The 4538-nt window shown below is 35.6% G+C and carries 4 protein-coding genes; 2 read left to right on the forward strand and 2 right to left on the reverse strand.

Annotated elements, in window-relative coordinates; all coding sequences use genetic code 11:
- Positions 1-443 precede the first annotated feature (443 nt).
- Complete coding sequence (locus tag MKJ01_RS15610; RefSeq protein ID WP_241615030.1) at positions 444-629, forward strand: hypothetical protein; 186 nt, start codon at positions 444-446, stop codon at positions 627-629.
- 56 nt (positions 630-685) lie between these two features.
- Here MKJ01_RS15610 and MKJ01_RS15615 read toward each other — a convergent pair whose 3' ends face one another.
- Entirely contained in the window at positions 686-3211 is a 2526-nt protein-coding gene (locus MKJ01_RS15615; RefSeq protein ID WP_241615031.1) for a DUF5686 family protein, read from the reverse strand.
- Between the two features lie 322 nt (positions 3212-3533).
- Here MKJ01_RS15615 and MKJ01_RS15620 point away from each other — a divergent pair, with 322 nt between their 5' ends.
- On the forward strand, positions 3534-3764 hold the full coding sequence (locus MKJ01_RS15620) for a hypothetical protein (RefSeq protein WP_241615032.1): 231 nt from the start codon (positions 3534-3536) through the stop codon (positions 3762-3764).
- Between the two features lie 46 nt (positions 3765-3810).
- Here MKJ01_RS15620 and MKJ01_RS15625 read toward each other — a convergent pair whose 3' ends face one another.
- Positions 3811-4440 (reverse strand): SOS response-associated peptidase family protein, encoded by a 630-nt coding sequence (locus tag MKJ01_RS15625; RefSeq protein WP_241615033.1) that lies wholly within the window; start codon positions 4438-4440, stop codon positions 3811-3813.
- Positions 4441-4538 lie beyond the last annotated feature (98 nt).

Here is a 4538-nt window from a genome sequence, read left to right on the forward strand (position 1 = left end):
TTTTTCTATTTTTTAGTAACGAACTAAAATCTACTCAAACAAAGAATCCGTCTCACTTTTAGTTGTGAGACGGATTCTTTTGTTATATGCAAAGATCATATAAATATTTTATGTATTTAATCAGTTTGCAGTGAAATATTTTATATATTTGATAACATCCAAACTATGAGTTTATTAGATATAATGAATATAAAAAAGGCAATATATAAAGACATTGCAAAATCTTAAATAATTGGTTAAAAAGTTAAAACTGATTGCAGGTATCACTGAAAATTCTCTGAACCGGTCATTGTATTGGGGATGGTGTGCTTTATCAGACTTACTAAAGATGTCGTGTGTTAATGCATACAAGGCATATTTGATTGTTAAATGGTATTTTGCCAGGATTATTATAAATGGTATTTTGTTCACTTTATAACATAAAACAAATTAAAATAATTGATATGAAAAATTTAAAGAAAATCAACAGACAGGAACTTAAAAATGTAATCGGCGGAATTGCTCCCGATAAAGGATGTCTGCCTTGCGATGTGTATTGCAAAATTCCTGAAGGACAAAGACCGTCATGTAATATTGTGTATATTGTGGCACACTGCAATGGCTGTAAAAACTACCCTGTAGAAGCATAATATCTCAATAAAGCAGGTAAAAAAATCTCCTTCATTTTGTGAAGGAGATTTTTTATTTAGAATCCAACTTGAAATCCTGCTTTGATCCCGAACTTTGAAATATCGGATCTGTCCAGGTAATTTCCCCGCCAGTTAAAATCTACCCTGAAAATCCGGAGATTTCCGAAACCTATATTTTCAATCCCGACACCATATTCATAATAGATGTGTTCACTGGGGGCGGAATATTTGAATCCGGTTACATTAATCGCTTTCGAAGCATCGCTTAAAGTTCCGTAAGCTCCTCTGATAAATGCAATCTCTCTTAGCTTTAATTTTTTAATCAAAGGGATATAAGAAAGTATCTTTCCGTTAAAATGATGCTCAAGATGCAGGGTTGTATACGTATCTGCAACAAACTCATAATAATTAAGCTGAGCAAAAGTGTTGGCTGCCAGGCTATAAGACTGGTTTCCGGGAATGACATTCTGCAGAGCCAGAGGAACCGTATCAAAATTCTTTCCAGCTTCAAAATTAATTAATGTTTTACCCCAGCTTCCGATCAGAACGGGTTTGTAAAACATAAACTGCAGTTTATTATAGCTGAAGTCCGATCCGAATAGTCCTTCAATCCCTTTCGTATATTTTAAAACGATAGTAGGGGCCAGGGTTCCATGTTCATATCGGTCGATACCGGTCTGTGAGAATCTAGCTCCCGGCCTTGCAATTAAGCTTAAGGTAAGATGGGAGTCATTAGTTGTCTTTCTCAGCTTTCCATCTTTATAATACATTAAGTTGAAACCTTCAGGATTAGCTGATTTGATGCTTTGCATGGTCCCGTCCAGCCTGATCTGGAAGTTCTTCCATGGTTCAATAGCCGTGAAAACGTTGGTTTGGTTTAATGAACTTAAAGATGCATTTTCCCCTCTTGCAAAAATCGTTGATGATGCAAATGTTCTGGCCATGATTCCGTCATCATTGGTAAGCTGGACGCCTAATTGTAAGATATCCCTTCTTGTGCCGGCACCTACGGTAAACCTGTTTACCCTGTTAAACATAAATCGTGCTTCCGCACCATATTTTACCTGATGATCTTTAAAGCCGTATGCAGTATAGAATTGCACCCGCCAAGGGTCGTTCCTTGTAAAATAAGTTCTTGCTCCAAGCCTTATCCGGTCTCCTTCAATTTCATTTTTTCCGTAAACAGAGAAAATAGGACCTATATCAATGCTCTTACCAACATTATAATATCCGGAACCAAGGGTTTCATATAATTTCACGAGCCGGTTGAACTTTGGAGTCTGCTGAAGCTTATCCAGCATATCGTAGATTCCCTGTTCGCTTTTTGATAAAGAATCAGGACGGGCTTTCACCCAATATGCATCATCTTTATCTACGAACTGATCATTGTACTCTTCTTCTTTTCTTTTAAAAACTTTATCTTCAAGAGGCTTGTTAAACTGATATTCCGAGTAATCGACTGATCTTTTTGCGACAATGCTTTTAGAGGTTTTCTTTTTTGAAAACGGGGTCATCTCAATTTCGGTAATGAATTTTCTGGGTAGAAACGTATTTTCATCGGGGTTATCATACTCCAATTCCGTTGAAATTCCATTGATGAAATTGACATTGATTTTCTGTGTCGACTTTAAAGTGGCTCCTAAAACCGCATAGCTGTCCGTATCAATATAAAGATACCCCTGAAATGCCAGCACTTCGGTTCTTTTCGGCTGATAACGAATCTTGAACGCATTTTCACCATGAATCGAAATAGTATCAATTAAATTATAATCATACGTGCTGAAGCCTGTTTCTCCTACAGGGCTTGGAAAACCGATATCAAAATAGTTTAGGGTATTGTCATAAATATTGATGTCGCGATATAAATTTTTTGCTGTCAATGTAACGATCTGATTGTCCTGAAAGCCTGACGTTTTCTGAGCAACCAAAAGCCTTTTGTTTCTTTTTGAAGGCCTGTTTTCCCCATAGTTCTCATAAACGGCCTCATTCAAAAAAAGAGGAAGCCCTATCTTTCCGCTCGCGGTGGAATCTGCATAGTCAAAGATAAAATCAAGCTTATTAAAGATTTTCTTCTTCATAAAGGCACTGTCCAGATTATTGGCGTCAAACTGGATTTTTTCGTATTCTTTATAGGTATAGGTATCGAATTTGTCCAGCCCGTTATTCCTTTTCCGCTCCCACACTTTCTGCATAATAGCATAGGCGGGGTTTTCCTTTTTGTTTTTATATTTCGGCTTCTCATTGTGAATGACCACTTCCTGGATACTGCTTACTTTTTCCTGTGAAAGCTTTACGAAAATATTATTGGCGTTTTCCGGCGTAATAGTTATGCTTTCTAAAGCATAGTTTTTTCTTAAAAATTTTAATTTATAGATTACGCTGTCAGATTGAACCATGAAGTTTCCTGAGGTAGTCGTCAGAACCGGTTTGTCACTTTCATTGATAAATATGTCAACACCGCTGATTTCTTTATTGGTTTTGCCATCTGTAATTTTTCCGTTAGCTGTATTTTGTCCGAAGACGGATTCGATGAAAAAAAACAGAAAAAAAAGAGCGTAATATTTCGGATTGTTAATTAACATTTGTTGTTTCTTCAAGCTATTAGCATAAACAAAAAGTATGCAGTTTTATTGTTGGTAATCAAAATATTTAACCTGGAACCCAAGTTGAATACAAAGCTGCAAATGTAATGAAATAAAGCCTTCATTTTATCGTGCTTTATTTATTCTTTCACCGGATGGTCGTGATCGTTTGAATTTCTTTAAATCAAGATGGATTTACGGGATTAATTTGAATATTAACTCAATAGTAAATCAAATAAGTTTCAACTCGGTAAGAAATTGGTAAGAATTTTGTCACGTATAATAAACTGTATTACTGATTTAAAAAATAAAATATCTCAATATGAAAATAGAAATTAAAACGGTAATGGAAAAGATTACCTTGGAATTTGATAACGAAGAATATTTCAGAAAAATCCATTTCGAAATAACCGAAGCATTGCTGGATGATTTAAATGTCAAAGGTGTCTTTTATGAAAAAGGAAATATGGGTTTGATGATTCCTGCCTTATTGTTAAAAAACAGCATTATTTCTGTACATAAAGAAGCAGATTCATCTCCGTTATTTTCTTAAGAACAAAGCCCCGGTCAAAGGGCTCTTTTTATGATTGCGGTTCAGATTAAAATAAAGTATTGGGCATTTTTTGCGGTTCTAAATTCATATATTCCAGATCGGGCGAATAGTTTGGGAATTGAAAGGTTTCAATGGGTTCCTGGTTAAGGAATGACCGTCCCATTTTCTCATCAAGAGTAATGATCATCCGGTTATGGATTTCTGCCTGCACAGGATTAGGTAAAGTTGTTACCAGGCCGAAACCCAGGTTGCCGTCATCGTATATATCAAAATAGCCTGCAATATAAAATTGTGCCTTGTTTTTCCAGAACATTTCATGCTTGACTTTTAACGGTGTTTTCCTGCCCGGTGTCGATACTTGTTTATATTCAAAGTAAGAGGATGCAGGAATCAGACATCTGTTTTTTTCAATTTTACGATAAAAAGTGTGGGTGTTTTCAGACTGCAGATTTTTTCCTTTGGTTGGAGCATCAGGATTTTCTTTTATGCCCCAGAATGTATTCATAAGAACAATCCCGTTATGGTTGACGATAGCCGGAATGGTTGGTGTAGTTTCTTTGATAAATGAGTTGACGCTGCCGGTTACGTCAAATTCTCCTTTCTCGTATCCTTCAGCATTAAGATTCTCCGCTGCTTTTTTTAGATTAACCTTTTTGTTATTAAAGTTGTAGCACATATAAATTTGTGAAAGTGTATAAGATTGATGCAGTTAAATGGGTCAGGAATAATATATTTGGTGAATAAAAAAAGACCTACATTTCTGTAAGTCTTTTA

Origin of the sequence: Chryseobacterium sp. SSA4.19 (assembly GCF_022601875.1) — a bacterium.
In the GTDB taxonomy this organism is placed as follows: Bacteria; Bacteroidota; Bacteroidia; order Flavobacteriales; family Weeksellaceae; genus Chryseobacterium.